Consider the following 6,921-nt stretch of genomic DNA (forward strand, 5'->3'; position numbering starts at 1 on the left):
ATCTGAACCCAGATCAATCCCTGGCCAGGGAATCCTGCCGTTTCTCTACTGCTGCCAGCAGTTTCTCCGCCAATGCCGGATATTTCTCGTCGTAATGGTGGCCACCCGGAAGCTCCAGATTTTCCCCGACGGCGCCCGGTTGGGTGCATCCGCTTTCATTGGCTTCGTCCTTGCCGAACACGCACAGCACCTTGGCTGCAGGCAACCTGGCCAGTTCCGGAGCGGTGGCGGCTTCCTGGCCGGCTTTGCCGAGCCAGCCTTGTACTTCGATTTCGAAGCTGCCGCTGCGCGCCAGGGCCAGCAGCAGGATGGCGTCCACCTGGTCCTGGTCGGCCTTGGGCAGACGGTTGTAGAAGGCCGGTAGCACGTCGGCGCCAAACGAGTAGCCCGCCAACACGAAGCGCTTGGCGCCCCACTTTTCGCGGTATTGCTTCATCAGTCGGCTGAGATCGGCGGCGCCCTGTTCCGGGCTCTTGTGCTGCCAGAAGTAGCGCAGTGAATCGATGCCGACCACTGAGTGGCCACGCTTGGCCATTTCGTCCGCCACGGCGCGATCCAGGTCGCGCCAGCCGCCGTCACCGGAATAGAACAGGGTGACGGTTTCGACGGGTTTGGCCGCTGGCACTTCCACGACCGGCAACGGCTCGCCCTGGCCTTGCAGCAGGCTGGCGAGGCGCTGCTGGAGCAATTGCACGAGGCTGGTGTCGTAGTCGCTGATCAGGGTTTCGGCGTTGGCCTGTTTGCGTGCGAATGCGGCGCTGGGGTCGTCCGGGTTGTCGTTCCATGCAGCCAGCCAGTGGCCGTGGGGAGCCTGGTTGGGCAGGGCGGCGGGGCAGTCCGGGGTGTCCAGGCTGAAGTCGATGGACACGGCCTGGGCGTCGTCATCGCCCTGGCCGGCCAGCCAACGCCAGGCGAAGGAGGCCCCCGGGCCGATCCCTGCCACCAGATCAGGTTCGCCGCCGAGGGTGTCACGGGCCTGCTGCAGACGCTGCTGCTGCGCCGCGCAATTTTTCTCCGGCAAGTCCACTTGCAGCAGGCGGGCATTACCGCCGCGGGCCAGGGCCAGCAGGTCGGTGTCGGCCAGGCGCTGGTCGCCGCTGGCCAGCAACAGGACGCGGTGCTGTAGGGCGCCAGCCGGGCTGGCCAGGGTCATGGCACTGCCGTCCGGCGATTTCAGGTGATCCAGCCGGGCCTGGGGCGCTGGGCGGCTCCAGATCAACAGGGCGGTACCGACCAGGGCGAGAACCAGGATCAGCAGCAGGCGCCGCCAATTGCGCTTGAGCATGAGCACCTCAGCGTTTTACCAAACCTGTGAAACCGCCCGCGATCAGGGCTGCGGTATCGGCCAGTGCCACCAGCGGGTCGAGGCCAGCGGGCACCGCCATGTAGCGCGGCTCCCAGTCGGGCTGGAATTTTTCCTTGAAGCGACGCAGGCCCTGGAAGTTATAGAACTGCTCGCCACGGCGGAAAATGAGGGCGCCGAGGCGCTGGGTCAGAGGTGCACCGCGGCGCGGTTGCAGGCCGGCCAGCGGGACCATGCCCAGGCTGAATCGGGCATGGCCGCGCTCCTTGTAGTGCAACAACAGGCTGAGCATGAGGAACTCCATGGTCAGCTTGGGTGCGTGAGGGTGAACGCGCATCAGGTCGATGCTGGAGAGAATGTTGCCTTCGGTCTCCAGCAGGTTGGCGAAGGCCACCGGCTTGCCCTCGAACTGAATGGTAGCGATGCGGAAGTGGTTCAGGTAGTCCGGGTCGAAGCGACCGAGCGAGAAGCCTTTCTCTCGTGCCTGTTTGCCTTGCATCCAGGCTTCGGAAATGGACTGGAGCTGGTCGAGCGGCGCGGTTCCGACTTCGTAGATCTGCAGGCTGAGGCCGTCGCGCTGGCCACGGCTCAGGGTGTAGCGCAGGTCCTTCATGGCCTTGTTCTTGGCTTCCAGGTCGAAGCGGGGCAAGTCGACGCGCGCTTCCTCGCCCAGCTTCAGCGCCGACAGGCCAATGTCCATGTAGTAGGGCAGGTTTTCTGCGCGAACCTGGTAGAACACCGGCCTCGCATGATGGTGGTCGCACAGGTCGCGGAACTGCCAGATCAACTCGGCGCGCCGGTGCGCCGGGCCGATGGGGTCGAACAGGGCGACCAGGCTACGGCCACGGCGGGCGTACATGAGGAACGCGTCGCCTTGCGGATGGAACAGCAGGGCCTTGTCGCCGGTCAGCACCAGACCGCCGTCGGGCTGGTCGGAGGCACGGATCACGTCTGCGGCGCGCCGCAGTTCGTCGTCAGTGGGCTCGTGGATGGTCGGCGGCACTGGGCGCAACAGCCAGGCCAGGGCGATACCGGCCAGCAGCACGCCACTGGCCAGGGAGGCGCGAAGTGCGCGGGGCGCATCGCCATCCACTTCGAACTGCCACCAGAGTTCATGGCTGTAGGGCACGTCCTGGAAGGCGAAGAACATCACCCAGATCGCCGCCAGAAGTACGCAGGCACTGGCTGCCAGGTTGAGCGGCGAGAAGGGCATCTCCAGCAGGCGGCTGGGGCGGTAGAAGGCGGTACGGAAGATGGCCAGCAGCACGGCCGTCATGGTCAGCAGGCTGGCTTCTTCCCAGTCGAAGCCCTTGAGCAGTGACATCCCGGCACCCGTCAGCAGCAGCACCACGGTCAACGCCCAGGCCGCCGACAGGCGGTGCCTCAGGCCGTGGGCCAGCAACAGGCAGAGCACGCCGACAAGGCTGGCGACCAGGTGCGAGGCATCGATCAAGCGATGGGGAATGAGGAAGCTAAGGTGCTCCAGGCGGACGTCGGCTGCCGGGGTGACGCCGGAGAACAGCAGCACCACGCCGCTCAGAAACACCAGTAGCGAAAGTACCGGCGCTGCAAGGCCTGAAGCGGCGCGAAGGGCCTGGCGACTAGCGGGGAACAGGCGTTGGGCCTCATTGGCGAGCAACAACAGGCAAGCCAGCACCAGTGGCAGGCCGACATAGATCAAACGGTAGAGGAGCAGTGCGGCTGCCAGTGGTGCGGCGCCCAACTGGCCAGCGAAGGCTGCCAGCAGCACAGCCTCGAATACACCGACTCCGCCGGGTACATGGCTGAGCACGCCAGCGGCCAGGGCGAGCATGTACACCAGCAGGAATGCACCGAGGGGCGGCGCTTCCGGCAGCAGGACATAGAGCACGCAGGCTGCGGCACAGACGTCCACCACCGTGATCAGCAACTGCAGTGCCGATAGACGCAGACCCGGCAGGCGCACGCTGCGATTGCCCAGAGGCAGGTCGATACAGCCGGGCACTGGCGGCTCTGCTGCACGGTGTCGCGAAATCCAGAGGATGAGTCCGCCACTGGCCAGCAATACACCCATCGCAAGGATGATCACCAGGTTTTTCGGCAGGCCCAGGGCAAGGGAGGCGGCAGCCGGGGCGCTCAGTGCGGCAAGGGCGGCCAGGGGGGGGAGTGCAGAACCCAGGGCCAGGCTGGCGAACAGGGTGATGCGGGCGATGTCGCCTGCGCCGAGATCGTTGCGCCCGTAGAGGCGAAAGCGCACCGAGCCGCCGGTGAGCATGGACAAGCCAACGGCATTGCCGACCCCTGACGCACAGAAGCTGCCGAGTGCCATGCGCTGCAAGGGCAGGTGCACTCCGGCGAAGCGGCAGCCGGACCACTCGTAGCCGATGTAGGCGATGAAACTGACTGCGGTGGCACCCAGGGCCAACAGCAGGCTGGTGCCAGGGACGTCATGGATGGCACCACGCAATGCATCGGGGTCCAGTTCTCGCAGCAGGTGCCAGCACGCCAGCAGGCCGAGGACGAAGACCAGCAGGGTGAACGCGACGACGATCCACTGCCGATAAGCCGTGAGGCCATCCAGCCAGCGTAGCGGGGCGGGTTCTTCGTTGAGTGGGCCGTTGGCCGGGTTTTCCGCTGGCGGAGTGTTGGCGCGCATCAAGCACCTCTAGGCAATGTGCGCCACTGTGTGTGGGCGCCGACAGCAAGTTCCAAGTGTCTGGCAGAACTTTTTTCATGGCCGGCAGGGCCGCACGGAAACACGTGGGACAGCCGGGTGTAGCGCCAAGTCTAGGCGAGCGCGGGAGGGCGGCTGTAGCGGGGATTCGGGGAGGACAGGAGGCGAGCGGCAATTTGTCGCGGCCGGAGGCCCCGCCGGTCAATGCCAGACCGAGCGGGTCTCCCAATCGCGGAACTGATCGGCAGGGATCGGCTGGCTGATCTTGTAGCCCTGGGCGATATCGCAGCCGTACTGGCCGAGCTGGTTGAAGGTCAGCTGGTCTTCGACCCCTTCGGCGACGACCGTCAAATCCAGGTTATGCGCTAGCTCGATGATGGAGCGAACGATCTTCGCCGAACCGTCGTTGCTGGTCATGGCGGTCACGAAGGACTGGTCGATCTTCAGCGAATCCACCGGCAGTCTCTGCAGATAGGCAAGGGACGAGTAACCGGTGCCGAAGTCGTCAATGGTCAGGTGGGCGTCCAGTTCCTTGAGTGCGCTGAGGGTTTGCATCGAGGCAACCGGGTCTTCCATCAGTGCGCTTTCGGTCAGCTCGAACTCGATCCAGTGGGGCTTGGCGCCCCAGGTGGCGAAGGAGCCCTTGATGCGCTCCAGCAGGCGAGGGTCTCGCAGGTCGTGGGCGGAGAGATTGACCGATATCGGTCGTTCATCGCCCTCCTCATGCCAGGCATATCGTTGGCCCAGGGCGGTATCCAGCACCCAGAGGGTCAGCGGGGTGATCAGGCCGGTGTTCTCCGCAAGGCGGACGAATTCGTCCGGAGGCAGCATGCCGTGTTGCGGATGGCGCCAGCGCACCAGGGCCTCAGTGCCACAAACGCGATTGCTGGCGATATCCACTTTGGGTTGGTAGTAGAGCAGCAGTTCGTTGCGATCGATGGCGCGGCGCAGGTCGCCCATCAGCGTCAGGTGCTGGGCGCATTCCTGATCGAGTCCGCCCTGGAACACCGCGAAGCCCGCATTGGAGCGCTTGGCCTGTTCCATGGCACTGCCAGAGCGGCGGATCAGCGCTTCTGGCGCCGTGCCGTGGCCGGGGTAGAGAGCAATGCCGATGCTGGCGCGGGCTTCCAGATAGAGGCCGGAAAGCTCCACCGGGTCGTACAGCGCGGTGAGAATCTGCTTGGCCAATTGCGAGGCGTGCTCGGCACCGCTATTAGGCATTAGCACAGCGAATTCACACTCACCCATTCTTGCCACGGTTCGTTCCGGCCCCACCACCTGCTTCAGGCGGGACGCGATCTCGATCTGCAGGCGGTCGCCTTCGCGATAGCCGAGGGTCTCGTTGATCTCCTGGTTGCGCGCGATTTCCAGGTGCAGCAGGCCAAAGGGGCGGCGTTCCTGGCGGGCAGTGGCGATGGCGGTGTCCAGCAGCTCGTGCAGGCGTACCCTGTTGGGCAGGCCGGTCAGCGCGTCTTCATAGGCCATCCTGCGGATGGTCGCTTCGGCTTCCAGGGCGCGGGATCGGGTGCGCAGCGTGGCGATGCCGAAACCCAGATCGTTGGCCATGGCCAGGAGCAGTTCCACTTCCTTTTCATCGAAGGCATCGGCGCTGGCGGCCATGATCACCAGCATGCCGATGGGTTTTTCTTCCACGTGAAGGGGGAGTGCCAGTGCGCCGGAGAAACCAAGCTCCAGGGCTTCCTCATGCAGTGCCGCGGCGGAATCATTGAGCAGGTCACGCATTACCAACGGACTGCCGGCGAGCAGCGCCTGCTCCAGTTCGCCATGGAAGTTTCGGTCATGGCTGCCGGCGCCCCATCCCTGGCAGATGCCATTAGCGGCGTGGCATGCCATCACCTTATATGGATGCGCCGGATCGTCTTGGCGATAGTCGACCCAGGCCTGGCAATAACCGCATTCATCCACCAGGACCCGGCAGATATCTGCCAGCAGCGGGGTTTCGCTAGCAGCGTGGATCACCGCATGGTTGACCGCCACGCGAGTCGTCAGGGCGCGATTGAGGGCTTCCACCTGGAGTTCGGCCTGTCGGCGGTGGGCCTTGCTGCGCAGTGCCTGGAGGCCGAAGGCCAAGTCATCGGCGGCTTCGCTGAGCAGTTCCAGTTCGCGTTCGCCAAAGGCGTCGGGTTCTTTGGCACAGATGGCGAGGGCGCCAAAGATTTGGCCTTCCACCCGCAGGGGTAGAGACAGGACCGAGGCGATACCGTGGGTTACCGCGCTTTCCCGCCAAGGGCTGAGCCTGGGGTCGGTGAGGATATTGCGCGTAATAGTTGGGGTGCCGGTGCGGATGGCCGTACCCGTGGTGCCCTGTCCCCGCTTGCGGTCGGCCCAGGTGATGTTTAGCGAGTCGACATATTCTTTATCCAGTCCCACATGCGCCAGGGGAGTCACCGACTGCGCTTCGTCATGCTCGGCGCGACCGACCCAGGCCATGCGGTAGCCACCTTCTTCTACGACTACGCGGCAGATTTCCTTGAACAGGAAACACGGGTCTTCGGCGCGTAGAAGGGCGCGATTGCAGCCGCTCAGCGTACGCAGGGCGCGGTTGAGGTATTCGACTTCCTCGCTGGAGGCGCAGTAGGCGGCCATGGCCAACCTCCATCTGGTAGACGGGTGCGCTTGAAGTATAGAGGTCGGGACTTGTCCGGTCGGGTGACTGACGAACAGCCTGGACAGACGGAGGGACGGTGGAAACGAAAAAGGCCACTCCGAAGAGTGGCCTTTTCCTAATGTTGGTTGCGGGAGCTGGATTTGAACCAACGACCTTCGGGTTATGAGCCCGACGAGCTACCAGACTGCTCCATCCCGCGACGGCAATTCTACAGATCGGCGGGGGGCTGTCAAATGATTTCTGCTTTTTAAATCAAATACTTAATTCGAGCCCAAACGAAAAAGGCCACTCCGAAGAGTGGCCTTTTCCTAATGTTGGTTGCGGGAGCTGGATTTG

Annotated in this window: 3 protein-coding genes and 1 tRNA gene; all 4 read right to left on the bottom strand. The window is 64.2% G+C overall.

Features of this window, described 5'->3' with window-relative positions; all coding sequences use genetic code 11:
- Positions 1-13 precede the first annotated feature (13 nt).
- The 4 genes from E8E75_RS09040 to E8E75_RS09055 all read right to left on the bottom strand — a co-directional run bounded on the left by E8E75_RS09040 (position 14) and on the right by E8E75_RS09055 (position 6,784).
- Positions 14-1,285: an AcvB/VirJ family lysyl-phosphatidylglycerol hydrolase gene (locus E8E75_RS09040; RefSeq protein ID WP_153920847.1), complete on the bottom strand. Its 1,272-nt coding sequence runs from the start codon at positions 1,283-1,285 to the stop codon at positions 14-16.
- A 7-nt stretch (positions 1,286-1,292) separates the two neighbouring features.
- Entirely contained in the window at positions 1,293-3,938 is a 2,646-nt protein-coding gene (gene mprF / locus E8E75_RS09045; protein ID WP_153920849.1) for a bifunctional lysylphosphatidylglycerol flippase/synthetase MprF, read from the bottom strand.
- Between the two features lie 219 nt (positions 3,939-4,157).
- A complete protein-coding gene (locus E8E75_RS09050) occupies positions 4,158-6,563 on the bottom strand; it encodes a GGDEF domain-containing protein (RefSeq protein WP_153920851.1) in 2,406 nt (801 codons plus the stop codon).
- A 144-nt stretch (positions 6,564-6,707) separates the two neighbouring features.
- Positions 6,708-6,784 (bottom strand) — tRNA-Met (locus E8E75_RS09055).
- Positions 6,785-6,921 lie beyond the last annotated feature (137 nt).

This window comes from Pseudomonas sp. BN606, from assembly GCF_029873115.1.
Taxonomy (GTDB): Bacteria; Pseudomonadota; Gammaproteobacteria; order Pseudomonadales; family Pseudomonadaceae; genus Metapseudomonas.